The 24447-nt window shown below is 38.5% G+C and carries 20 protein-coding genes and 2 pseudogenes; 17 read left to right on the forward strand and 5 right to left on the reverse strand.

What is annotated here, in order from left to right; translation table 11 throughout:
• Positions 1 to 57: 57 nt before the first annotated feature.
• The 7 genes and pseudogenes from H8S40_RS05825 to H8S40_RS16115 all read left to right on the forward strand — a co-directional run bounded on the left by H8S40_RS05825 (position 58) and on the right by H8S40_RS16115 (position 11685).
• Positions 58 to 1902, forward strand: coding sequence for an ABC transporter substrate-binding protein (locus H8S40_RS05825; protein ID WP_186864825.1), 1845 nt, complete (start codon positions 58 to 60; stop codon positions 1900 to 1902).
• 146 nt (positions 1903 to 2048) lie between these two features.
• Entirely contained in the window at positions 2049 to 4193 is a 2145-nt protein-coding gene (locus H8S40_RS05830) for an ATP-binding protein (RefSeq protein WP_186864826.1), read from the forward strand.
• A gap of 283 nt (positions 4194 to 4476) precedes the next feature.
• Positions 4477 to 7305 (forward strand): transporter substrate-binding domain-containing protein, encoded by a 2829-nt coding sequence (locus H8S40_RS05835; RefSeq protein WP_186864827.1) that lies wholly within the window; start codon positions 4477 to 4479, stop codon positions 7303 to 7305.
• A 76-nt stretch (positions 7306 to 7381) separates the two neighbouring features.
• Positions 7382 to 8017, forward strand: a complete 636-nt coding sequence (locus H8S40_RS05840; RefSeq protein WP_186864828.1) for a hypothetical protein — start codon at positions 7382 to 7384, stop codon at positions 8015 to 8017.
• A 311-nt stretch (positions 8018 to 8328) separates the two neighbouring features.
• A complete protein-coding gene (locus H8S40_RS05845) occupies positions 8329 to 11067 on the forward strand; it encodes a response regulator (protein WP_186864829.1) in 2739 nt (912 codons plus the stop codon).
• Between the two features lie 74 nt (positions 11068 to 11141).
• Positions 11142 to 11378: pseudogene (locus H8S40_RS05850) on the forward strand (DUF188 domain-containing protein); the annotation flags it as partial.
• A gap of 112 nt (positions 11379 to 11490) precedes the next feature.
• Positions 11491 to 11685: a hypothetical protein gene (locus tag H8S40_RS16115; RefSeq protein ID WP_243238193.1), complete on the forward strand. Its 195-nt coding sequence runs from the start codon at positions 11491 to 11493 to the stop codon at positions 11683 to 11685.
• Here H8S40_RS16115 and H8S40_RS16120 read toward each other — a convergent pair.
• From H8S40_RS16120 to H8S40_RS05865, 3 genes and pseudogenes are all read right to left on the reverse strand, one after another.
• Complete coding sequence (locus H8S40_RS16120; protein ID WP_243238194.1) at positions 11645 to 12010, reverse strand: hypothetical protein; 366 nt, start codon at positions 12008 to 12010, stop codon at positions 11645 to 11647. The genes H8S40_RS16115 and H8S40_RS16120 overlap by 41 nt on opposite strands.
• Before the next feature lie 280 nt (positions 12011 to 12290).
• Positions 12291 to 12590 (reverse strand): annotated as a pseudogene (locus H8S40_RS16125) (relaxase/mobilization nuclease domain-containing protein); the annotation flags it as partial.
• Entirely contained in the window at positions 12557 to 12697 is a 141-nt protein-coding gene (locus tag H8S40_RS05865; protein WP_243238196.1) for a MobC family plasmid mobilization relaxosome protein, read from the reverse strand. The pseudogene H8S40_RS16125 and the gene H8S40_RS05865, both read right to left, overlap by 34 nt.
• Before the next feature lie 270 nt (positions 12698 to 12967).
• Between H8S40_RS05865 and H8S40_RS05870 the strand changes: the two genes are divergently transcribed.
• Together H8S40_RS05870 and H8S40_RS05875 are read left to right on the forward strand one after the other, a co-directional pair.
• Positions 12968 to 13318, forward strand: a complete 351-nt coding sequence (locus H8S40_RS05870) for an MmcQ/YjbR family DNA-binding protein (protein ID WP_436286261.1) — start codon at positions 12968 to 12970, stop codon at positions 13316 to 13318.
• The gene (locus H8S40_RS05875; RefSeq protein WP_118723776.1) at positions 13315 to 13746 is read left to right on the forward strand and encodes a flavodoxin family protein; all 432 of its coding nucleotides are present in this window, start codon (positions 13315 to 13317) and stop codon (positions 13744 to 13746) included. Before H8S40_RS05870 ends, H8S40_RS05875 begins: the two co-directional genes overlap by 4 nt.
• A 58-nt stretch (positions 13747 to 13804) precedes the next feature.
• On the opposite strand, the gene H8S40_RS05880 is transcribed toward H8S40_RS05875, so the two are convergent.
• On the reverse strand, positions 13805 to 14005 hold the full coding sequence (locus H8S40_RS05880; protein WP_118737030.1) for a helix-turn-helix transcriptional regulator: 201 nt from the start codon (positions 14003 to 14005) through the stop codon (positions 13805 to 13807).
• Positions 14006 to 14062: 57 nt separating this feature from the next.
• A complete protein-coding gene (locus H8S40_RS05885) occupies positions 14063 to 14431 on the reverse strand; it encodes a S24 family peptidase (RefSeq protein ID WP_240576915.1) in 369 nt (122 codons plus the stop codon).
• A gap of 249 nt (positions 14432 to 14680) precedes the next feature.
• On the opposite strand from H8S40_RS05885, the gene H8S40_RS05890 reads away from it, so the two are divergent.
• From H8S40_RS05890 to H8S40_RS05925, 8 genes are all read left to right on the forward strand, one after another.
• Positions 14681 to 15640, forward strand: a complete 960-nt coding sequence (locus tag H8S40_RS05890; RefSeq protein WP_186864830.1) for a hypothetical protein — start codon at positions 14681 to 14683, stop codon at positions 15638 to 15640.
• Positions 15625 to 15786: a hypothetical protein gene (locus H8S40_RS05895; protein WP_186865704.1), complete on the forward strand. Its 162-nt coding sequence runs from the start codon at positions 15625 to 15627 to the stop codon at positions 15784 to 15786. Before H8S40_RS05890 ends, H8S40_RS05895 begins: the two co-directional genes overlap by 16 nt.
• A gap of 483 nt (positions 15787 to 16269) precedes the next feature.
• Positions 16270 to 16908, forward strand: coding sequence for a PBECR4 domain-containing protein (locus H8S40_RS16130; protein WP_243238197.1), 639 nt, complete (start codon positions 16270 to 16272; stop codon positions 16906 to 16908).
• 382 nt (positions 16909 to 17290) lie between these two features.
• A complete protein-coding gene (locus H8S40_RS05905; RefSeq protein ID WP_186864831.1) occupies positions 17291 to 18181 on the forward strand; it encodes a Fic family protein in 891 nt (296 codons plus the stop codon).
• Between the two features lie 88 nt (positions 18182 to 18269).
• Positions 18270 to 18929, forward strand: a complete 660-nt coding sequence (locus tag H8S40_RS05910) for a GIY-YIG nuclease family protein (protein WP_186864832.1) — start codon at positions 18270 to 18272, stop codon at positions 18927 to 18929.
• 67 nt (positions 18930 to 18996) lie between these two features.
• Positions 18997 to 21366 carry an EcoAI/FtnUII family type I restriction enzme subunit R gene (gene hsdR, locus H8S40_RS05915; RefSeq protein ID WP_186864833.1) on the forward strand — a complete coding sequence of 790 codons (2370 nt, stop codon included), beginning with the start codon at positions 18997 to 18999 and terminating at the stop codon, positions 21364 to 21366.
• 2 nt (positions 21367 to 21368) lie between these two features.
• On the forward strand, positions 21369 to 22847 hold the full coding sequence (locus H8S40_RS05920; protein WP_186864834.1) for a class I SAM-dependent DNA methyltransferase: 1479 nt from the start codon (positions 21369 to 21371) through the stop codon (positions 22845 to 22847).
• Complete coding sequence (locus H8S40_RS05925) at positions 22847 to 24421, forward strand: restriction endonuclease subunit S (protein ID WP_186864835.1); 1575 nt, start codon at positions 22847 to 22849, stop codon at positions 24419 to 24421. The genes H8S40_RS05920 and H8S40_RS05925 overlap by 1 nt, the downstream gene beginning before the upstream one ends.
• Positions 24422 to 24447: the final 26 nt, after the last annotated feature.

Genomic DNA, 24447 nt, shown 5'->3' on the forward strand with positions numbered 1-24447 from the left:
TATTTCATAGATGTAACAATAATGATTTTATTAGGAAAGAAAGAGGAAAATAAAAGTATGAAAAAGGCAAAACGTTGTCTGATTGCAGTGGTGTCAGGTGTACTTGTAGCAACTGCTGTCTTGTCTGGATGCGGAAAGTCAAAGAAAGAAGTATCTAAAAACGATGATCATCTTACAGTTTATCTGTGGGAAAATCGTTTGATGAAAAATATTGCACCCTATATCCATGAACAGTTTCCTAATCAGGATATTGAATTTATTATTGGTAACAATGATACCGATTTATACAGTTATTTTAAAGAACATGATGAATTACCGGATATCATAACAGTACGTCGATTTTCTGGAACAGATGCACAGGACTTACAGCCTTATCTAATGGATTTTGCTTCTTATGATGTTGTTTCTAAGTATTATTCCTATGCGGTGCAATATTATAAGAATGCGGAGGATGAAATCCAGTGGCTGCCAATCTGTGGTATTCCGCAGACGATCATTGCCAACAAAACACTGTTTGATCAGTATGGAATTAAGATTCCAAAAAATTATGAGGAATATGTACAGGCCTGTCAGCAGTTTTATGATAATGGCATAAAACCGTATTCCATGGATCTTGGTGAAGACTGGTCTAATAATGAAATCATCCAGGCTGCGGCAATCGGTGAGTTTACAAGCCTGGATGGTATTGAATGGCGAAACGGTGCAGAGACTGCAGCGGATGAAGTAAAGTTTGATGATACATTATGGAAACGTATTTTTTCAGAAACCAGTCAGTTTCTTAAGGACTCGCACTTTAGTAAAGAAGATATCAATATTGACATCGATACAGGAACCCAGATGTTTGTCGAGGGAAAATCGGCAATGTTTCATGGACATCCGACGGTTATGCAGCAGCTACAGAAACAGATGGATGCGGAGCTGATCCGTATTCCTTACTTTTCACAGATATCGGATGAATCCTATGTGTACATGACTCCATCCTTAAACATTGCATTTAACAAAAACCTAGAAAAAGACCGGGAGAAACTGGATACTGCACTGGATGTGCTGGATTGTATGATTTCAGAAGAGGGGCAAAAGCTGATTGCGGATGGAAGCGGTGTTATTTCATTGAATACAGATGTTCCAACCATGATGCAGGATGTGCCTGGACTGGAAGTGGAAATTAATAATAATGCTGTTTATATCCGATATTCCGCTCAAAAATCATTTGATGCAAGTCTTGAGGCTGTTCACGGATTACTGTCAGGGGAAATGGATGAAACACAGGCTTATGATACTTTGCGCAGTGTAATGAATCGTAAAGATCCAGAAGAAAAATCAACGGTGAATTTTGAAAATGAATATTCCATTTCACTGAACGATAGAAATGGCCGTGATGCAGCATCTTCCATTTTAACTACGATCAGAGAAGAAAATGATGCACAGCTGGCTCTGGCACCATATTATTATTTTACTTCTTCTATGTACAAAGGAGAATGCAGCAGTAGCCGGGTTGGCATGATGACAGCGAAGAGTTCAGATACAGCATTATATTTTGCAAAAATTAATGGTAAACAGGTTTATGAACTCGTGGAAAATTATCTCGACGATGCTGATGAGAATTTTTATGTAACCAATAAATACGAATTACCAATTGCATCCGGTATGAAAATGATCGTCAATCAAGCGGAAAGTGGATTTTCATTAAAGAACTTGACAGTTAATGATAAGAAAATAGACAAAGAAAAGGAATACTCTATTCTTCTTACAGACACCACAATGTCTGTTTTGAAAAAAATAAATCCACAATGTGAGATTGAGCAGCTTAAAGATACAACATTATCAAGTGCATGGATCGAAGCAATGTCAAAAGGACAGCAGCCGTCAGCACCGGAAGACTATATAGAGGTTGAACAGTAAAAGTGGAGATAGAACAAACGATAAATAAAAGAAAAAAAATAACAAGGCTGTTGCTTATACTACTTATTATTCTTTTAAGCTTAGTTTGTATAAAGTATCTTATAAGTAAGTCTAGTAAGTATATCAGCGAAAATGGAAAAAGCAGTATGAGAGCTGTTGTTGAACAGATACAGCAGACCTATGATCTTCAGGTGAGTGGGTACTACAGCCAGCTGCAGTTGGTTGAGGAATTTTTGCTTCATGAGAGGGAGCTGTCTCTTGAAACGGATACGAACAAAAGTTTCTTTGAAGCATGGGAAAAAGAATCGGAAAGTACACTTATATTCCTTCAGGAAAATGGTCAGGCAATATCAGCAGGTGGAACAAAAATGCGGATTGATATGCCAAGTAAATTTCTGCTGGACTTAAAGAATGGATACAATATTGGAAAACTGGTGCGTCTTGATTATGATCAGGAGAAAAAAGACGGTTATCTGGTTGCAATCCCATGTCAGGAATACACTATCAATGGGGAAACTTATACGGCAATTGGAACGGTGTATGATCATTCGAAACTGGATTCCATGTTAAAACTGAAAGGTTATGATGGGAAAGCATATTTGTTCATGCTGGATTATGACGGAAATATTACATATACGAACCTGAGTGGTGATAAATACCAGCGTAATTATTCTTTGTTAAAACATTTAAAAGGGGAACAGGCTATTACAGAAGAAGAGGCTGATTTGTTCAAAAAGAAGTTTGATAACAGAGAATCCGGAGTTGCACTTTTGGGAAAACAGAATCCCTATTATCTGGGGTATTGCCCGATAGAAAGCAACAACACCATTTTGGTATGCATTGTGGAAAAGGGAGTTGTTGACAATGTGCTGATGGATTACCAGAAGACGGTGTTGTTTACAACAATACTTATGGCAGGTTTTATACTTTTACTTTTTGCCGGATTATTCTACAGTATTTCCAGACTTAGTCTTGCAGATCAAAAAGCAGAATATGAAAAAAGAAATAATGACCTTCATTTACAAACAATGAAGGAAATGGAAGTAGTCAATCAAAAACTGAAAAAGGCAAAGAACGCTGCAACAGAGGCTTTGCAGACAGCTGAAAATGCAAATAAGGCGAAAACGGATTTCCTGTCTAATATGTCACATGATATTCGTACACCTATGAATGCAATCATTGGTATCACGTCTTTGATCAGACATGATGCAGGTAATAAAGCAAAAGTTATAGAGTATGCAGATAAAATAGATATTTCATCACAGCATCTGTTAGGAATTATTAATGATGTTTTGGATATGAGTAAGATTGAGGCAGGAAAAACAGTCTTCAAGTATTCTGACTTTTCTATTTTGGATTTTATGCAGGAACTTGACACTATATTTCATTCTCAAATATATGAAAAGCAGCAGACCTTTACAATCATAAAAGAAAATATTCAGCATGAGTGGGTGAATGGGGATCAGGTTCATTTGATGCAGATTTTCAGCAACCTGCTGTCTAATGCCATAAAATATACGCAGGAAGGTGGAAAAATTCAGCTTCTGGTAGAAGAATGTGAGACAAAGTCATCTGTCTATGCAAAGTACCGTTTCTTAGTTAGCGATAATGGTTTGGGAATATCGGCAGATTTCAAAAAAACAATCTTTGATCCGTTTACTCGCGCTGAAAGTTCTGTGACTAATAAGATACAGGGAACCGGACTTGGAATGGCTATTACCAGGAACCTGGTTGAGGCAATGGGAGGCACCATTGACGTGGAGAGTGAACTGGGACAGGGAAGCTGTTTTGAGGTTCTCATGGATCTGAAAATTGCAGAGGATAGAACGGTTGCTCTGGCGGCACAAGAAGAAACAGATGAGCAGGATGGTAATATCCTTCAGGGAATGAGATTCCTGTGTGCAGAGGATAATGAGCTGAACGCAGAGATCCTGACGGAACTGTTAAAGATTGAAGGTGCGGAATGTACCATCTGTGAAAATGGAGAAGAGATTTTGAAAGCATTTGAGCAGTCTGCTCCAGGTGATTATGACATGATCCTGATGGATGTGCAGATGCCTATTATGAATGGTTATGAGGCAACGAAAGCAATCCGCAGAAGTTCCCATGAGCTGGCAAAGAAGATTCCGATCATTGCCATGACCGCCAATGCATTTTCAGAAGACATTCAGCATTCTCTTGCGGCTGGCATGAATGCACATGTTTCAAAACCGGTTGAGATGAAGGTACTGGAAAAGACGATCAGAAGCATAAAATCTGGTGGGGGGGGGTACCGAACCGCAGGTTATTGAACAGTGACAAATGGATTTGATGCGGCAGTGCAATTTTATCTCAGTCGAGAAGACTCCCACTTCTGCAAGTGGTGAGTAATAACAAGTCTTTCTCAGTGGGAGTACAATCTCCGACTGAGATAAACGCTCCGCGGGGATGTGCAGTGATTCTGAGAAGAATATGTCAGCTTTCGCTGACCAGAATCACGCACCAAGTCTCACGTGCGTTCGACTTGAATAAAACAGGAGGTTGACAAGGAGATGTATAGAGAAATATATTTGACAGACAGACAGGAGATTTTATATGATTTCGAGAGCAAAGAAATATGTGGCAGTGTTACTGGTTTTTGTATGCGTGTGTATGATATTTTCTCCCCAGACTGTATATGCAGCCGAGGACAGTTCGCAGCATGAAACTGTCAAAGTCGGTTTCTTTGCCATGGATGGTTATCATGTGATGGATGAAGAAGGCAACCGCAGTGGGTATGGCTATGATTTTCTTCGGCTGATGGCCCGTTATTGGGATGTAGATTACGAGTATGTCGGATATGATAAGAGCTGGGATGATATGCAGCAGATGCTTGAAGATGGCGAGATTGACATGGTAACATCTGCCCGCAAAACACCGGACAGAGAAGAAAAGTTTGATTTTTCACGTCCGATCGGAACCAATTATGGGATGCTGACCGTCCGCAGTGACAACAGCACGATTGTGGACGGCAATTACAGCACTTACAACGGTATGCGTGTGGCGCTTTTGAATGGAAACACCCGGAATGAAGAGTTTGCGGATTTTGCAGACGACAAAGAATTTACATATGTTCCATCTTATTTTGATACGACCACAGAAATGGATGAAGCCCTTCAGAGCGAAAAAGTTGATGCGATTGTTACCAGTTCTCTGAGAAAAACAAACAATGAGCGAATCGTGGAGAAATTTGGCAGCAGCGATTTCTATGTCATTGTTAAAAAAGGCAATACAGAATTGCTGAATGAGATCAATTATGCAATCGATCAGATGAATGCAGTTGAGGGTGACTGGAAAACGACGCTTTACAATAAAAATTATGAAAGTATAGAAACTAAGAATCTGGAATATACGGAGAAAGAAAAAAGTATTATTTCACAGTATTCCAAGGACAACCCGCTTCATGTTCTGTGTGATCCGACCCGTTATCCATATTCTTATAATGAAAATGGTGAGATGAAGGGTATTATCCCGGATTACTTCCGGAAAATTGCAGACTATGCCGGGATTTCCTATGAGTTTCTTACACCTGCCACCAGAGATGAGTATATTGCTTATCAGAAAAATAAGGAAACCACAGATATGAGCATCGATGCGCGCCTGGAAACAGATAACTATGCTGAGACGAAAAAATGGGGGATTACTGCACCTTTCATTACGATGCAGCTGGCAAGGGTGACACGGCGTGACTTTGATGGAAAAATTAATGTTGTTACTACTGTTGACCAGACAGCATCAAATTCAATTGAAGATGCAATGGCACCCGGTGCAGAAAAACTGATGTGCAGTACCCGACAGGAAATGATGGAAGCTGTCCGTGAGGGTAAAGCAGATGCCGCCTTCGTCTACTATTACATGGCACAGGCGTTTGTGAACAGTGACACTACGGGCACCATGACATATACTATGCTGGAACAGCCTATATTCACCTACCGCATGGTAATTTCATCAACTGAGAACCATGCGCTGGCTGGTATTCTGACGAAAGCAATGTATGCCATGCCCCAAAATCTTGTTGAAAATCTTGCAGCACAGTATACCACATACAAAGCAACAGAGCTGACATTTGTTGACTGGATACGTCTGCATCCTGTTGTTACTGTTTGGGTTCTTCTTATTTTTGGATGGCTGCTGACTACTATGGCTGTGATAATGGTGCGTCTCAGTGCAAGAAAAAAAGCTCAGAAGGCGGCCCAGGAGAAAGCTGAGGAAATGGCGGAACTGGCAGAGCATGCACAGGCTGCAAACAAGGCAAAAACAGCATTTCTGTCACATATGTCCCATGATATGAGGACACCGATGAATGCAATCATAGGATTTACCGGTATTGCAATGAAAAACAATCCGTCAGACGAAGTGAAAAATTGTCTGGAAAAGATTGACGAAAGCTCAGAGCATTTACTGTCGCTGATCAATGATATATTAGATCTGACCCGCATCGAAAGTGGAAAAGTGAATTACAATCCGGTACCGGCGGATGTGAAAAACATTACAGATTCTGCATTGGATATTACAAAAGGTTTTCTTATGAACAGGGATATCAACTTTAAAATTCAGCGTGAAGAAGCAAAGATTCCAAATGTACTTGCGGATCCTGCACGCCTGCGCGATGTGCTGGTCAATATTCTGAGCAATGCCGTGAAATTCACTCCGGATGGAGGGACGATTACATTTGAAGCCCGGTGTCAGGAAAAGGACGGGGATGGATATATAAATATGCGTTACCGCATTTCGGATACTGGTATTGGCATGAGTGAGGAATTTACAAAAGAAGTTTTTGAGGAATTTGCACAGGAAGATTCCGGTGTGAGAACGCAGTACCATGGAGTTGGACTGGGGATGGCTATCGTAAAGAAGTATGTAGATATGATGGGCGGAACCATTTCCGTGCAGAGTAAAAAGCATGAGGGAACCACATTTACTGTGGATATTCCTTTGGAAATTACAGATAAGGAATGTAATAAGTCAGACACAGGCTTTTCTGAAAAGGTAAATCTTACAGGTGTGAATGTCCTTCTTGCAGAGGATAATGAACTGAATGCAGAGATTGCTGCCGTGCAGTTGGAAGAGTTAGGGATGAATGTAGAAAGAGCTGTGGATGGAAAGAATGCTGTTGAGATTTTCAGAAATCATCCGGAAGGCACATTTGATGTAATCCTGATGGATATCATGATGCCTGAAATGAATGGTTATGAAGCAACAAAAGCAATCAGGGCAATGAATGACAGACCGGATGGAAAAAACATTCCTATTATAGCAATGACAGCTAATTCATTTGCAGAAGATGTTCAGGCATCACTGGATGCAGGGATGAACGCACATTTGTCAAAGCCGATTGTGATTGATGAAGTTATAAAAACGATTTTAAGGTATGTATATAAATGATTAGCAGAGGTTCATGAATTAGTGGAATACAATTGACAGGAGGAACTTATGAGAAGAAATACCAATCTGTGCGCAGGTGGTATCGCTTGTTGATGTTTATGATGCACTTACAAGTGAAAGATGTTATAAGAAAGCATTTAATCATGACACAGCGATTCAAATGATTCTGGATGGGCAATGCGGACAATTTAACCCCATCCTTCTGAAATGTTTGAAAGAACTGAGTCTTCAATTTTCAAATATGTTTGATAAGGAAATGGATGAAAATAGCTATCGCCATGAAGTACAGAGACTTTCTAATGAAATACTCAGCGACAGATCTTTACCGAATCAAAATTATTCACAGAGTGTTGTCAAGGTCATGCAGGAAAAGATCGATTTCTTCAAATCAAACAGTGGAATGTACTCAATTGATTACAATGCAATTTCAGGCCAATTAACTATCTTAAACGGAGAACATCAGATATTATGTCAGAGAGATAATCCGAAATTCAATTTGTTCAAAGAATTTGGAGTAAATGAAGAAGAGGTTCAATGTATTCGTGTTTTATTACATCAGACATCTGTACAAAATAAAGAAATATCTGCCACGATAAAAGCGACGGCGGATAATAACAGTCAGATGTATAGAATGAAATTGCATACATTGTGGTCGCCTTTAAAGAAGGATGGATACATTGGAATCATTGGATATTTTGACACTGTAAAATAAATATGAAGATTACAATCATAGAGTGTATGGAATCAAATCCATATGCTCTTTTTCTTGAAATAAGTATGCTTCAATTAGCTGAGTGGATATGTTTGAAGATGAAAGAGAAAGAATACTAAGGTGGTCGGCTTTTACAGATGAACAAGAAGTTTAGGTTACTGTTCACACGCTACTATCCCGCGAGGCGTTTTGGCATGAATATGCCAAAATCCCGAAACATTGTACAACCTTTACAAATTCGTCCATTATCATTGCTATTTTTTGGTAAAAAGAGTATACTTTAAAGCACTAAACACCAGGAGTATAAAATTATGAACACACACTCATCCGGATATTACAGCATAGACAAAGACTATAATATCCTAAGCTATAACGACACTGCCAAACAACTGTACCCCAATCTCCAGCCGGGAGTGAAATGCTATAAGGCACTTATGGGGCTTGATTCCCCATGCCCGCCCTGCCCTGTAGCACTGGGGATACAGGGGCCAAAGACCTACCTGGATCCGATCCGTCATATTTATGAGACAGTTGATGCAGTAGAGACTGTACAGCCCGACGGTAGCAGAGGACATGCACTTGTATTCAGCACAGTAGCCGAAGGAGAAAGCCTGTCAAAGTCTATTCCCACAGGTGAGAACTCTCTCCGTCTGCTGGGTGCCATCAACCTGCTTGCTTCTGACTACATGTCTGTTTATGGCGTAAACCGGGAAACCGGGAAAATCTCCGTATATCGTTCCAGATTTACTGATGCTTTTGCGGATATTAAAGATAATGCGGACTATAAGCTGTCATTTAATTTTCTCATCCAGAAATATATTCATCCGGATGAGCGTTCCTATGTGTCCAGACACCTGAATTATGAAACCCTGCTGGAAAGACTTTCTCAGGAAGCCTCTTTCAAAATCCATTTCAGGGTTGTCACAGATACTGTCCATTACTATTATCTGCTCATTGCCAGAAACGGAAACGCCGATGACTATCGGGATTTCGTAATTGCAGTGGCCTGTGAAGACAATGATGTGACAGCACGCAAAATCTATGAAAATCAGCTCCACTCTCTTCTGGCATCCATTACCCATGCTGCCGGCTACTTTCATCTCGACCTTACAGATGATAAGATTCTGAAGATCGGAGGCACTTCTGCCCTGGCCTATAAGATAGATGCTGACGTTTCCATTGACCATTTTATTGCAGAGACTGCTGTTTTTATACCGGTATTAAAGGACAGAAACGATTTCATTAACGCATTTTGCCGCAGTTCCCTGATGAAAAGCTACGAGGACGGTCAGGTAGAGGTCACCAGAGTTTCCCGCTGTCTCTACGATGACAATATAACCAGGCTTTCCAAATATGTGACAAGACTGCTGCTCAATCCTTCCAATAACCATCTGGAAGCAATTCTCTACGGTGAGGATGTCACCAGAACACAGGAAGCCTATGAGACACAGGTAAGTATTGTCCAGACACTGAGCAGCAACTACCTGAACGTATACCTGATCAATCCCAGAGAAAAAACTCTCTCTGTGATCAAGCAGGAAGACCGCGATGTCCCTGCTCCAGACAAAAAACACAACAATACATACCCCTATGATCTTTTCCTCTCAGGCTATATCCGGCAGCGTGTATATCCGGATGACCGTACAATGCTGGAAGAATCACTGGAACTGGATAATGTAATGAGTGTTTTGTCCGGTCAGTCCGAATACAAGGGGAATTACCGGATAAATGACAGGGATGGTATCCATTACTATCAGTTCCGCTTTATCAAAAACGAAGACTCCGGTATCATTGTTCTGGGATTTTTGAATGTGGACGATGTGGTGGAATCAGAAATCAGACACCAGAAGCTTCTCAAAGAAGCTCTTGATACTGCCGAACGTGCCAATGCAGAGAAATCCAATTTTCTTTCCCGTATGTCCCACGATATGCGTACGCCGTTGAATGGGATCATTGGTCTGCTGGAAATTGATAAAAAGCACGAAAATGATATCGGATTCTTGAAAAGTAATCGTGAAAAAGCATTCATTTCAGCCAGTCATCTGCTCTCTCTTATCAATGATGTACTGGATATGTCCAAGATCGAGGAGGGCGGACTTGTACTCAACCATGAACCTTTTGATCTGATCAGATATGAAAAAGAGACACAGATGCTGATTGATATGCAGGCACAGAAAAACGGCATTGATTTCACCGTTCATATCGCACCGGAGATATACGAACATCCCTTTGTATACGGCAGCCCTCTGCACCTCCGTCGTGCCATGATGAATATTTACAGTAACTGTATCAAATACAACAGAGAAAATGGGGCAATCCATACGGAGATCCATGCTCTCCCTTCCCATGATCATAAGCTGGTCTGCAGATGGACGATCTCTGATACGGGAATCGGCATCAACAAAGAATATCTGGAGAAGATCTTTGAACCCTTTACTCAGGAGAATATGGATGCCCGAAGTGTATATCATGGCACCGGACTGGGTATGAGCATTGCCAAAGCGCTATTTGAACAGATGGGTGGTACCATTGAGATTTCCAGTACTCCGGGTATCGGAAGTACTTTTGTGATCACTTTGCCATTTGAAGAGGCAGAAGAAACGGATATCTCTTCTGAGCCAGAATCTGAGCGAAACTCCATTCAGGGCATAAAGATCTTGCTGGCAGAGGATAATGAAATAAACAGAGAAGTGGCACAGGTACTCCTTGAAGAGGAAGGTGCTGTGGTAACTGCAGTATCCAATGGCAGGGAAGCTGTAAAACTTTTCTCCCGTCACCCCGAGGGGACATTTGATGTGATACTTATGGATATTATGATGCCTCTGATGGACGGATACGAGGCCACACGCCAGATCCGGAAGCTTGACAGGACGGATGCTTCTTCCATTCCCATCATCGCACTGACCGCTAATGCTTTTGCAGAGGATGTACGCCATGCACTGGACTGTGGTATGAACGCACATCTGGCCAAACCACTGGATGTAGAAAAAATGATCCATACGATTGCCTGTTACTGTTCAAGGGTATGCATAAGTCATTGTAAAAAGTGACGAATTTTTATTTTTTTATATTGTGGATAATCATGTTCAGCAGAAAAAACTGTGTTTATAGTTTTTTCTGCTGTTCCTTGTTGTGTGATACGAATCATGTTCTGTCATCAGCTTATAGCGAAGTTGTTGTTGTCGGTGCAGGAGCAGATGCAGTAGATTATAAACTGATCAGTATTTGCCATAAAGGAGATATTGTCGTATCACAGGACTACGGTGTAGCTGCAATGGCATTGGGAAAAGGTGCTTATGCTATTCATCAATCAGGTAAATGGTACACGAATGATAATATTGATCAGATGCTAATGGAACGACAGAAGCTATAAAGACTTAAAACAAAAACAGAAGAGTGCAATATCAGATAAAACATACAAAATGTACTTGAAGTTTTATCTTGAGAATCAGCGAATGCCGGATGCTACTGAAATGAATGATATATGCAAAAGGTTGTTTACGGCAGTTCAATCGCTTGCTTCTAAAACGGAATATGAAGAATTTTATAAAATTGTGGAAAAGCGTGAAAAAAGTTATGAAGAACGTATCCTAAGAGACATTCAGAGTGGAATTACACTGGAAACACTTATGGCAAAAAAACATAAGAAAATGTCGGAAGTAAGTTAGAACTGCTCTCAGGAGCATCGAGCAGCACAGAGAAATTTTGCTGAATGATATCCAGTGTTTTCCGCTTTTTCTGTAATTCTTTTTTTCCCCGGACGGTAACAGCCTGTTCAGATTCAAGATTTTCAATTTGTTTCTGGATTTTATTAGAGCTTGGGATTTTGGTAACACCGAGATCCTGAAGCTCTTTTTTTAGTGAATCGTGGAGTTGGTATTCTGCCTGATGCTTGGTCCGGTATGCTTTTGGATTTTTAGAAGATTTATAATCTTCAATTACTTTAAGGCAAAGCCGGTAAGAATCACAGTGTTTTTGAATGATTTTCTGCATGCTCAGATCACTGGTGATTTGTGCTATTCTCAGATCAGCCGCTTTAACAGAAGCATCAACATCAGAAATATGCTGCTGGAAATCTTCATAATTCAGCAGGTTATTTTCAGAAAGGTAGTTGAAGGTACGAGCCGCTTCTTTCAGGTTATTGAGTTTTGCCCATCGTTCAAAACCTTCACGATTGCCTGTTGTTACATAGGTGGAAATATTGATATACAGGCGAGCTTCTCTGGATAGGTGCCTTGGAGCTTTCGCTTTGCTACGATTTTTAGCCAGACGTATACGGACATTTTCCTTTCAGTGCTTCGTCTGCAAATTGCTGCCCTAAGCGCTGGGCAGTTTCGGCATCAACTTCTCCAGGTTTGAAGGACTGGATCAGATGAAATGCCAGGTTATCACTTTTATCCATTCCATTCTTTTTTGCATGTTCTCTCGTCATGGCAAATTCCATATCAGCTGTTTCAGGAGAACAGCCAAAACTGGAAACTAAAAGTTTTTCATCTGTCTTATCTGGATTTGTAATATAGTCCAGTATTTTCTTGTCTGCTACTTTAATGGGGAAGATCTTAAGATACGCCATAATTCTTTCACCATCTCTTTCAATTCTTGCATTTCTTCTGGATATAGATCTCCGGTGGTATTTACCTTTTTTGCAATCTGGTTGATATTTACACCAATCTTGTGCATTTCCTCATACTGTTTCTTCAGTGGAGAGGTAACGTTGCTTTCAGCGTTTTTCAATTTAGGGCAGGGTACCCTAAATTGGGATTTCCCGGAAGTGTATCCTCACTTCCTGTCCTTGCTGTTTTACCCCTCTATTAGTTAAAGTCAGGAGAACCAGGAAAATGCAAAAGAATTTGGCAGGTAGTACGGGAGTTAAAAATATGGTATGATTATGGGCAGGATATCAGAATAATCAGGAGTTGAATAAACTGTGAAGAAAGAAGAAATTTTTGAATATGTGAAGAAACAGTATGGTACGGTGCGGAGTATTTATGGGCACAATCACCGGATAATGCTGTGCTGCGACATAAGAATGGAAAATGGTATGCTGTAGTTATGAGTGTTGAAAAATGCAAACTCGGATTGGAAGGAAATGAATTTGTCGATATTATGAATGTAAAATGTGATCCGGAAATGACAAGTGTGATTATTCAGAACTTTGGATTTTTGTCAGGATACCATATGAACAAACAGCACTGGATCACAATTTTACTGGATGGATCAGTAAGTGAAGCAAAGACATTAGATTTTTTGGATATGAGTTATGACCTGATTGATGGAGCAGACAGAAAGGAAAACAAATGAGAAAAGCGATTGTATATGCATCTGTACATCATGGAAATACAGAAAAAATAGTAAAGGGAATAGCAGAAGAGTGCCAGGTAGATTTGATTGATGCTGTAAAACAGCCAGATGCAGATCTGAGCAGTTATGATATGATTGGGTTTGCATCAGGAATCTATTTTTCAAAATTTCATCAGTCGATATTGAGATTTGCAGAGAAGAATCTACCGGACGATAAAAGGGTATTTCTGATCTGTACTTATGGTGGAAGTGCGAATTATAAATCCATAGAGCAGATTTTGGACAAGAAGCATTCTACAGCAATCGGAAAATTCGGATGCAAGGGCTATGACACATTTGGCCCATTTAAACTGGTGGGTGGTATAGCAAAAGGGCATCCAGATGAAAAAGATATAAAAAATGCAGTTGAGTTTGTAAAAGGACTTTAAATAGTTTAGCGAAAAAGAAAAACTGGGGAACAGTCCTCGGTTTTCTGATATTTGCGGGTCAGTCTTCAATTTGAAAAATCTCTTCTACTGGCATTTTCAGATAATGTGCCAGACGGATTGCAATTTCGAGAGACGCATTTCGCTTACCACGCTCAATGCGTCCGATGGTATCACTGCAAGAACCGACAGCTTTTGCAAGATCCGCCTGAACGAGATTTCGTTTTTCACGGATATCTTTAAGTGTGTTGTTAATTGCCATTTTATCACTTCCTTTATTATTTTCAGCAGGAGCAGGCTAGAAGTCTGCAGTTGATCTTTAATGAAAACCAGGGATTTCTGCCCCTTTGCATTTTCCGATTACTTTCCCAAAGATTTTAAAAGAATCAGATTCATAAATCTGGATTGGATGATACTTTTCATTCAATGAAACAAGGTAAACTCCATCTGGTCCGTCATGCAGCTCTTTGATATAGGTATTGCCATTGAGATAGAAGATACCGATTTCACCGTTGGAGATACTGTCTTGTTTATGAACCCATGCAACATCTCCGGTATGATACATTGGTTCCATACTGTCACCAGATATGCGGATTCCAAAATCCGTTTTCTCGGGTGCAAGATGACAGCAGGATAGCGCATTTTGAAAGGAGTTTTTATGAGTATACGTGTACTTTTCATCTGCCACGACAGTGTTTAAGGAATGGAGCAAAAGTCTTGATTTTATTGGATTTCTTGGATGAAAGTATAGAATTTACACACTATTTATACCTTTGGAAGACCGAATCGGCTTAGTTAGAATAGTAAAGACACAGGTTGAATCTTGCGTCTTTTTTCTTAGATTATGTGATCATATATTACTTGAAAAATTAAATAACACATGATAAATTATAAATGTGACGTAAAAAGAGTCACATTTTATAAAAAGGTGATTAATATGAAAGAATTTTTGGAAAAATCATTACAGCAAAATGTAATAATGACGGAGAATAAAGAGGTATATAAAAAGCTCCCGTTAGCATATCGTGGAAGATATAATATTTTTACGGTAGAGATGAATGCTGTATTATGGATGGCTATTCATCCCAAAGAGGATGTCGGACTTGTTATGTTACGTAGAGACAGAGCTGGCGTAGAAAAAATGACAGGATTAAACTGTGCAATATTTCTTGATCGAACTACATTTTATATAAAAGAAAAATTGATGGAAGAAGGAATTCCTTTTGTTATAGACGGAAAGCAAGTATTTCTTCCATTTATTGGTTATTTGCTGAGTAAGGAAAATGAAAGAGAATTGCCACCAGTTCATTTGATTTCGTTTTTGACACAAAAAATGCTTCTGATTGCCATTTATGAACGTTGGAATGAAGTGAGAGTATCTGGTGCGGCAAAACGTTTGGAAGTGTCAACAAAATCTGCAAGCCGGTGCTTTGATGAGTTGGAATATTTAAATGTTAAGGTGTTGGGCATGAAAGGTAAATCAAGAGTTATCAATATTCCGGATGACCGAGAACAATTATGGCAGCAGATTGAGAGTGTGTTAAGAAATCCAGTGATCCGAAGATTTATATTGAGAAAAGATATGAAACTTGAAAAGAAAGCAGGTATTTCTGCTTTATGCGAGTATTCTCTTTTGTCCGATAACGCTTATCCTACCTATGCGGTAACGAAGAAAGAGCTGAAAGCTAGTGGAGTGAAAGAAGAAAAGCAAGCAAGTGAATTGGAAGAAATTGGATGTGTTGTTTTGGAAGTTGGATATTTCACTGATTTTTTGGGAAAAGGCTTGCAGGACCCTTTGAGTGTAGTACTGTCACTGACAGAAGAAGAGCAAGAAGAGGAACGGGTAGATATTTCTATTAATGAGATGTTTGAGGAATATGTATGGTCAAGGGATTAGATACATTTCAGAAGTACTTTAAAGATTATGAAGAACAGTATGTTTTAATAGGTGGCGCAGCCTGTGATATTCTGTTTGAAAAACTAAGAAATGCGAGGTTATGCACAATGAAAAAAATACTATTTATCTGCCACGGCAATGTTTAAGGGATGCCGTGAAAGCCTTGGTTTTAAAGGATTTTTTGATGATTGACGAATAATTTGCACCTTATTTACACCTTTGGAAGACCGGATCGGAATAATAGAGAAAATAAAGAAATAGATAAATATAACAGGAAGTAATTTTGTCATATTGGAAATAATTAAAATTTGCTGAACCGTGTTGATTTTTTTGATTGATTGAGTATAATGAAAGTAAGAACAGAAATGTTCTCGATGTAAGAGCATCGTTAAAAGTTGGGCTGCAGGTGGAGCAGGATAAAATTCCATCTCATTAGATGTCTTAACTGGGCATCGAGCTTGGCAACTTGGATAAAGTTGTAGTCCACGTGGGGGACTTAATGATTTTCACGTCATTATTGATATCTTAACTGGATATCGAGGCTGACAACCAGCAGAAAACTCTTTTTAAAAGAAATTCTTAGAGGAGTGTGGTTAAGTATCACACTCCTCTTTATGTATGAGGTGTAAATGGCAACAAAGGTAGATAAGAAAAACGCAATACGACAAGGTATTATAGAGGCGGCAATTGTATATAGCCAGAGTTTGGCGGGTAAAACGTTTCTGTATGTATATGGAGATGAATATTTTGAAGTTTCTTTTCCGGTGGATCATTTTCTGCATTTAACAGGAGTGGAGACAATACTTTCTGCAAAGGATTTTTATAGGAATGCAAAAAAGGCTATTCTTACAAATAATCAGTTCTATTTTGATGCAAGACATATATATGCAAATGCCAAAAAGAAACTGCCATGTTTGAAGCGGTTGCCAGAATTAACAAATGAGATGGTTTGTGTTCTTAAGGATATGCAGACTATGACAATTACATATAAGCTCAGCGTTACAAATTTGGAATTTACATTGGGGCTGACAGAAAACACAGATAGAGGTGGAAACAAGATTAATGATTTTTTCTTGCCAATGTCTTTGCGAGTTAAGGATTCATCTGTTGAAAAAAGTAACGATGGAGAAATCATAGATTTCATTTTTTCAAAGGATGCCAGTGTAGCGAAGTATGATATTTTATTGGTTGAAGATAAGGATAAGAAAATTCCAGGTTGCATAAAGCATTTGATTAGTGACAGCTTTTATTATGAAGCAAATGAATAATTACATATAAAATAATCAGAGCATCGGGGAACTGGTGCTTTTTGTTTTGTAGGGAAATAGGAGTTATTGTATATGTTTAGACAAGACAAATTAGAAAGGAAGATCCTTCTACCGTAGCAGATGACAACTTTCATTTCATGACTGCTTTTTCTCTTGTCCGCCAACTGATCGGCACCCGAAGTTGTCCGGAAAAATCGGATTTTATGTGTTAGTTTACATGATAGGCATCCGTTTTAATAAATCTATCTGAATAGGAAATAGTTGCTATATCGGCTAAAAAAACAGCACAATAGATAAAATGAATGGTGTTTTTGCCGATAGTGTGATATACTAATCAGTAGATTAGTACGTTTTGGAGTTGATTTATGATGGAGGATGGTAGATGAAATACCTTTTAGTTGCTGATATAGCAAAAAAATGGAATGTGTCAGAGCGCAGTGTTAGAAATTACTGTGCCCAGGGGCGTGTGAATGGTGCGTTTCTTACTGGTAAGACATGGAATATTCCAGAAAACGCAGAGAAACCAGAGCGTATCAATAAGAAAAAAGAAGAACCGATTACGCTGCTGGATATTCTAAAAGAGCAGAAGACCAGTAAATATACTGGTGGGATTTATCATAAGACACAGATTGATTTGACCTATAATTCTAACCATATGGAGGGAAGTCGCCTGACACACGATCAAACTAGATATATCTTTGAAACCAATACTATTGGCGTAGAAAAAGAAGTGCTGAATGTGGATGATGTGATCGAAACGGCAAATCACTTCCGGTGCATTGACATGATTATTGATCATGCAAAAGCGACTTTGACGGAGAAATTCATCAAAGAACTTCACTTGATTTTGAAGAACGGCACCAGCGATTCTAGAAAAGATTGGTTTGCTGTTGGTGATTATAAGAAACTTCCGAATGAAGTCGGTGGTATGAATACCGCACTTCCGGAAAAAGTTGCCGATAAAATGAAGGCATTGCTGACGGAATACAACGCCAAAGAAGAAAAGACCTTTGAGGATATTCTTGACTTCCATGTGAAGTTTGAGCGAATTCATCCGTTCCAGGATGGTAATGGGCGTGTGGGCAGATTGATTATGTTTAAGGAGTGTCTAAAATACAATATTGTTCCGTTCATTATTGAGGATAATTTGAAGCTGTTCTATTATCGTGGATTGAAGGAATGGGACAACGAAAAAGGTTATCTGACCGATACCTGTCTGACAGCACAAGATAAGTATAAGGCGTATTTGGATTATTTTAGGATTGAATATTAAACGAGCTAATTTCCAGACTATATAATAGCTAAAATGACTTTTGGAAAAAGGCAAACAAAGAATTGAGTTATAAATGGAGAAAGCGGATATGAATGACAAAAAAGGTGTAATATATATTCTCACAAATCCTTCTTTTCCAGATTATGTGAAAATAGGATATGCAGATAATATAGATAAACGATTGAAACAATTGAATCGCAGCGAATGTATTCCATTCGCATTCCGAGTATATGCGACATACGAAGTGAATTCAAGATTGTCAGATTTGAAGTTACATGCGATTATTGATAAGTTGAATCCTGATTTACGTTCTGTTGATGAATTTAATGGTCAGAAAAGAGTGCGTGAATTCTACGCAATGAAGCCAGAAGAAGCATACGCAATTTTGGAGGCAATGGCAGAAATTCACGATTGCAAGGAGAATCTGAAATTAGTTGTTCCAAGTGATGTAGAAGCACAGGAGGAACAGTTGGCACAGGAAATTGACACAGAGAGCCATGAAAAAGCGGAGAATTTTTCATTTGCAAAATGTCAGATTTATGTTGGAGAAGAAATTGAATATTATGATGATCCAAGTATTAAGTGCAAGGTTGTTGGGGACAGAAAAGTGGAGTATCAAGGAAAAGAAATGTCGTTGACGGCTGCTGCAAAACTCATATCTGGAAAGAAATATTCGATTGCAGGTCCGAGATTTTTTAAATATAAAGGCGAGTGGTTAAATGATATTAGGGCTCGTATAGGATTTTAATTTTACCAATGATGTTCTGATAATATTTGTTATCAGGAACTATCTACAGAAGAGGGAGGCTGTATTCATGACGATAATATCTAAAAAGCAGATGTCCGAAGAAGATATAAAGCTTCAATATATTACACCAGCGATTACGGCAAAATGGGACATCAAGAAAATAACGATGGAAACCAATATAACAGATGGAAAAATTAATCTGAAGGGGAATTTTATTACCAGAGAAAAGCCGAAACGTGCAGATTATGTTCTATATTTGAATCCTAACAATCCGATTGCGATTGTAGAAGCAAAAGATAATAAACATAGTATTTCACATGGTTTACAGCAGGCGATGGCCTATGCCAGTATGTTGGATATTCCGTTTGCTTATAGTTCAAATGGAGACGGATTTTTTGAACATGATTTTCTGACTGGGAAAGAGCGTGAATTAGATCTTGATGAATTTCCAACAGAAGAAGAGCTATATTGCAGATACAAAAATGGAGCAAATAATGGAGAAGGTCTGTCAGAAAATCAGGAAAAAATGATTCAACAGCCATATTATAGTAGCCAGAAGACATATCCGCCTCGTTATTATCAACGTATTGCAATTAATCGAACAGTAGATGCAATTTCCATGGGTAAAGATCGCCTGCTTTTAGTTATGGCAACCGGAACTGGAAAAACATATACAGCGTTTCAAATAGTATACAGGTTATTAAAAAGTGGTATGAAAAGCAAAATACTTTATCTTGCTGACCGTAATAATCTCGTGGATCAGTCTATTCAACAGGACTTTGCACCATTAGAAAAAGTAATACATAAAGTTAATTTTTCAAAGGATGATCCGAGTACGATTACGTCATATCAGGTTTATTTTTCATTGTATCAACAGTTGGCAGGTGGAAATGATGACCAGGAAGAGGATATTAATAATACAATTCTTAAACTGAAACAGTTATTTAGACCTGATTTTTTTGATTTGATCATCGTAGACGAGTGTCATAGAGGTTCAGCCAAAAAAGAAAGCAACTGGAGGAAAATACTGGAATATTTTGCATCAGCAACACAGATTGGTATGACTGCTACACCAAAAGAAACAAAATATATATCAAACATTGATTATTTTGGTGAACCGATTTACACATACAGCTTAAAAGAAGGCATAGAGGATGGATTCCTTGCTCCATTTAAGGTAATTAATGTTATGACAGATATTGGAGAAGGGTGGAGACCTCGTAAAGGACAATGTGATATTTACGGAAATGAAATTGAAGATCGAATTTATACCAATAGTGATTATGATTACAATATTATTATAGAAGACCGTATTCAACAGGTTGCAGCAGAAATTACAAATTATCTAAAAAGCACAGATCGTATGGCAAAAACAATTGTATTTTGTGCGACAGAAGATGCGGCAGAAAGAATGAGGGTAGCATTAGTAAATCAGAATTCGGACATGGTACAAAAAAATCCTGATTATGTGGTTCGGATTACCGGTAGTGATACATATGGAAAAAGCAAGTTAGACTATTTTATATCTGTCAGAGAAAAATATCCGGTAATTGCTACAACTTCAAAATTATTATCCACAGGATCAGACTGTAAAATGACAAAATTGATTGTGCTGGATGAAATGATTGGTTCCATGACAGAGTTTAAGCAAATTATAGGTCGTGGAACACGTTTACGGGAAAAAGAAGGAAAAACACATTTTGTTGTTATGGATTTCCGAAATGTCAGTAGATTATTTGCCGATCCAGATTGGGATGGTCCAATTGAGATGGACGAGGATTTTAATCCTAAGTCCGGGTCGGGAAAAAATACTAAACCACCTGTAGGACCAGGCCCCGATCCTGTAGATCCAAAGCAGCCGAAGCCAATTGTGAATCGTGATGGATGTCAGGTGAAAATTGTCTATAAGACTGTATCCGTTTATGACGCAAATGGAAAATTGCTTCGTCAAGAAAGCATTATCGACTACACGAAGGAGAATATTCTGGGTGCATATGCTTCTTTGGATAATTTTATTCGAAAATGGTCGGCAGAAGAAAAGAAAGAAAAAATCAGGGGACTTTTGCGTGAACAGGGGATTGATCTTGAAACATTGAAGGAAGATCAGGGAATGTCAGATGTTGATGATTTTGACTTTATATGTCATGTTGCATTTGATAAGAAACCATTGACACGCAAAGAACGTGCTGAAAATGTTAAGAAAAGAGATTTCCTGAATAAATATAGTGGTGCTGCCAGAGAAGTATTAGAGGCATTATTGGACAAATATATGAATACGGGAATATATGAAATAGAAAAGACAGAAATATTGAAACTGGATCCTTTTATGAAAATGGGAAAGCCACAGAAGATAGCTTCTTATTTTGGCGGTAAGGATGGATATTTAAAAGCAGTGAAAGAACTGGAAAATGCAATTTATGATGGAGGAGCAGCATAAGAATGGGAAATATGTCAAATTTTGTAAAAAGAGTAAGAGATATCATGCGTAATGATGCGGGTATCAATGGTGATGCACAGCGTATTGAGCAGATAGCATGGATGCTCTTTTTGAAAGTATATGATGCAAAAGAACAGGATTGGGAATGGGATGAAGAAGACTATCAGTCCATTATTCCAGAAAAATGTCGTTGGAGAAACTGGGGACATGATGAAGATGGAAAAGGAATGACAGGAGATATTCTCTTGGATTTCGTAAACAATACATTGTTTCCAACGTTGAAAAATCTTCCAGTCAATGCAGATACTCCAATAAAAAAGGCTATTGTGCAGACAACATTTGCTGATGCGAATAACTATATGAAAGATGGTGTTCTTCTACGTCAGGTTATTGGTGTAATTGATGAGTTGGATTTGACAGATTATGAAGAAAGTCATGCTTTTGGAGAAATTTATGAAACAATTTTGAAAGAATTACAGAGTGCAGGCTCTTCTGGAGAGTTTTACACACCTCGTGCAGTGACAGATTTTATGGCACAGATGATAAAACCACAGATAGGCGAAAAAATGGCAGATTTTGCTTGTGGTACAGGTGGATTTATCACAAGCTGGTTAAAAGAACTAAAGAAAAAGGTTAAGACAACCGAGGATGAAGAAATGTATGCAAACTCTATATATGGAATTGAAAAGAAGCAATTTCCGTATATGCTTTGTATCACAAATATGTTATTACATGATTTAGATGTTCCTCAGGTTTTCCATGACAACACATTGTTGAGAGATGTTCTTGATTACACAGAGGATGATCAGGTGGATGTTATTCTTATGAATCCTCCCTATGGAGGCTCAGAGAAAACAGAAGTCAAAAATCATTTTCCATCCGATCTTGCGAGCAGTGAGACGGCAGATCTTTTTATGTCAGTTATTATGTATCGTTTGAAAGAAAATGGTAGAGCAGCGGTAATTTTACCAGATGGATTTTTATTTGGAACAGACAATGCAAAAGTAGCCATTAAAACAAAACTGTTTTCTGCGTTTAATGTACACACAATTGTTCGTATGCCTGGAAGTGTTTTTTCTCCGTATACATCAATCACAACCAATATTTTGTTCTTTGATAGAAATGGTACTACAAAAGAAACATGGTTTTACCGTCTGGATATGCCAGAAGGATACAAGCATTTCAGTAAGACAAAACCTATGAAATCAGAGCATTTTGCACCGGCAGTCGAATGGTGGGAAAACCGCCAGGAAATACAGGAAGAGGGATTTGATAAGGCAAAGAAATACAGCATTGATGAAATCAAAGAGAAGAACTATAACATAGACCTTTGCGGATATCCTCATGAGGAAGAAGAAATTTTACCACCAAAGGAATTGATTCAGCAGTATCAGGAAAAAAGAGCCAGTTTAAATGCTGATATTGATAGAATTCTGGCGCAGATAACTGATATTTTGGGAATAAATCTGGAGGAGAACTAATGACTGGACAGCAATTAAAAAATTCAATATTACAAATGGCCGTGCAGGGAAAACTGGTTCCGCAGGATCCAAATGATGAGCCAGCATCTGTTCTCTTGGAACGTATTAGAGCCGAGAAAGAACAGTTGATAAAAGAAGGAAAAATTAAGAAAGAAAAGAATCCTTCTATAATCTTCCGGGGAGCCGATAATTTGCCTTATGAGAAGATTGGAAAGAACGAACCGATATGTATTGCGGATGATGTGCCATTTGAGATTCCGGAGAGTTGGGAGTGGGTACGTTGGGGAACATTGTCAGAATCTATTCAGTATGGCTACAATGCCCCGGCACAAGAAAACGGACGAATAAAGATGGTTCGCATTAGTGATATTCAGGATAATTCTGTAATGTGGGAAACAGTTCCTTACTGCGACATAAAAGAAGGAGAAATTGATGCGTACCTTCTGAAACCCAATGACATTCTGTTTGCAAGAACAGGTGGAACAGTTGGAAAATCTTATCTTGTACAAGAAATTCCAGAAGAAGCTATTTATGCAGGTTACTTAATCAGAACCAGATATAGTAACCAGTTGTGTCCGCAATACTTGAAATACTTTATGGAGAGCGAATTGTATTGGTCACAATTACGAGAAGGCACTATTGCTACCGCACAGCCAAACTGTAATGGAAAAACACTGGGAAATATGCTTGTACCAATTCCTCCATCACATGAGCAAATTCGCATTGTTGAAAAACTTAATGCAGTTATGGCTCATGTAATTGAATATGGCACAATCGATTCAAGATCAAAACATTTGAACAATATTTTCCCAGAGCGACTTAAAAAATCCATTCTCCAAGAAGCCGTTCAAGGTAAACTTGTACCACAAGACCCTAACGATGAACCAGCCGCCGTTCTTTTGGAACGTATTCGTGCAGAGAAGCAAAAGTTAATAGCTGAAGGTAAAATTAAGAAAAATAAGCACGAATCCATTATTTTCAGAAGGGATAATTCTCATTATGAGAAGTTGGACGGAATTGAGCATTGTATTGACGATGAAATACCGTTTGAGATTCCGGAAACATGGGAATGGATTAGGCTAGGATCGTTATTTACTATCAATCCGAGAAACAATATAGCTGACGATACGGTTGTCGGATTTATGCCAATGCCACTATTAAAAGATGGATTTCACAGCGGTCATACCTATGAAACAAAGCTATGGAAAGATGTAAAATCTGGTTTTACACATTTTGCAAATAATGATGTTGTAATCGCCAAAATCACACCCTGTTTTCAAAATAGAAAATCTGCTGTGATTCACGACCTTCCAAGTGGCTATGGTGCAGGAACTACAGAGCTTCATGTTCTTCGTGATTACACAAAAATGTTATATATACCTTACTTTTTAATGATTTGCAAAACTCATGATTTTATCCAAAACGGCATGAAAAATTTTAGTGGAACAGCTGGACAACAACGTGTAGGGAAAGACTTTATTTTTAATTATTTAGTACCACTTCCACCGGTAAATGAGCAAAAAAGAATTGTAGAAAAAGTAAATGTTTTAATAAAATCTTGTGATATTTTGTAAAATCAGGCATACACTTCAAACTTCTG

Origin of the sequence: Ruminococcus hominis, from assembly GCF_014287355.1 — a bacterium.
Lineage (GTDB): Bacteria > Bacillota > Clostridia > Lachnospirales > Lachnospiraceae > Schaedlerella > Schaedlerella hominis.

What these genes read in the sequence shown, in the direction of transcription:
- H8S40_RS05865 (WP_243238196.1), bottom strand. Translation starts at nt 12,697, where the DNA reads ATGCACAAGATTGGTGTAAATATCAACCAGATTGCAAAAAAGGTAAAT.
- H8S40_RS05925 (WP_186864835.1), top strand. Translation starts at nt 22,847, where the DNA reads ATGACTGGACAGCAATTAAAAAATTCAATATTACAAATGGCCGTGCAG.
- H8S40_RS05920 (WP_186864834.1), top strand. Translation starts at nt 21,369, where the DNA reads ATGGGAAATATGTCAAATTTTGTAAAAAGAGTAAGAGATATCATGCGT.
- H8S40_RS05890 (WP_186864830.1), top strand. Translation starts at nt 14,681, where the DNA reads ATGAAAGAATTTTTGGAAAAATCATTACAGCAAAATGTAATAATGACG.
- H8S40_RS05845 (WP_186864829.1), top strand. Translation starts at nt 8,329, where the DNA reads ATGAACACACACTCATCCGGATATTACAGCATAGACAAAGACTATAAT.
- H8S40_RS05895 (WP_186865704.1), top strand. Translation starts at nt 15,625, where the DNA reads ATGGTCAAGGGATTAGATACATTTCAGAAGTACTTTAAAGATTATGAA.
- H8S40_RS05830 (WP_186864826.1), top strand. Translation starts at nt 2,049, where the DNA reads ATGAGAGCTGTTGTTGAACAGATACAGCAGACCTATGATCTTCAGGTG.
- H8S40_RS05825 (WP_186864825.1), top strand. Translation starts at nt 58, where the DNA reads ATGAAAAAGGCAAAACGTTGTCTGATTGCAGTGGTGTCAGGTGTACTT.
- H8S40_RS16115 (WP_243238193.1), top strand. Translation starts at nt 11,491, where the DNA reads ATGAATGATATATGCAAAAGGTTGTTTACGGCAGTTCAATCGCTTGCT.
- H8S40_RS05835 (WP_186864827.1), top strand. Translation starts at nt 4,477, where the DNA reads ATGATTTCGAGAGCAAAGAAATATGTGGCAGTGTTACTGGTTTTTGTA.
- H8S40_RS16130 (WP_243238197.1), top strand. Translation starts at nt 16,270, where the DNA reads ATGGCAACAAAGGTAGATAAGAAAAACGCAATACGACAAGGTATTATA.
- H8S40_RS05880 (WP_118737030.1), bottom strand. Translation starts at nt 14,005, where the DNA reads ATGGCAATTAACAACACACTTAAAGATATCCGTGAAAAACGAAATCTC.
- H8S40_RS16120 (WP_243238194.1), bottom strand. Translation starts at nt 12,010, where the DNA reads ATGCAGAAAATCATTCAAAAACACTGTGATTCTTACCGGCTTTGCCTT.
- hsdR (WP_186864833.1), top strand. Translation starts at nt 18,997, where the DNA reads ATGACGATAATATCTAAAAAGCAGATGTCCGAAGAAGATATAAAGCTT.
- H8S40_RS05875 (WP_118723776.1), top strand. Translation starts at nt 13,315, where the DNA reads ATGAGAAAAGCGATTGTATATGCATCTGTACATCATGGAAATACAGAA.
- H8S40_RS05905 (WP_186864831.1), top strand. Translation starts at nt 17,291, where the DNA reads ATGAAATACCTTTTAGTTGCTGATATAGCAAAAAAATGGAATGTGTCA.
- H8S40_RS05910 (WP_186864832.1), top strand. Translation starts at nt 18,270, where the DNA reads ATGAATGACAAAAAAGGTGTAATATATATTCTCACAAATCCTTCTTTT.